The organism is Pseudomonas sp. EL_65y_Pfl2_R96 (assembly GCF_963970905.1).
In the GTDB taxonomy this organism is placed as follows: domain Bacteria; phylum Pseudomonadota; class Gammaproteobacteria; order Pseudomonadales; family Pseudomonadaceae; genus Aquipseudomonas.
In genome coordinates, this window is the sequence record NZ_CAXAQH010000447.1 from 1 (window position 1) to 268 (window position 268).

General features: G+C 65.7%; 1 protein-coding gene. It reads right to left on the minus strand.

Annotation, left to right across the window (positions count from 1 at the left end; all coding sequences use genetic code 11):
- Positions 1 to 268, minus strand: a 268-nt coding sequence (locus tag AACY49_RS31510; RefSeq protein ID WP_339528279.1) for an RHS repeat domain-containing protein, incomplete at both ends; no start/stop codon positions are given.

Consider the following 268-nt stretch of genomic DNA (forward strand, 5'->3'; position numbering starts at 1 on the left):
TGCGGGTGCTGATCTGGCCTTGGGTGCGCAGCACTTCGCGGTGCAGGCGGTCGCGTTCGAAGTCGCTGATGACCTGGCCGTCGAGGTTGATCTGGTGCAGGTGGCCGCTGCCGTAGTACAGGCGATTGAGCCAGCGGCCGTCGGGCAGTTGGGTCTGGATCAGGTTGCCGAGTTCGTCATAGTGGTGGTGCAGGCTGCCGGCGGCGCTGTTTTCGGCGAGCAACTGGCCGGTGGCATCGTAGGCGAAGCTCAGGGTCTGGGCGTTGCC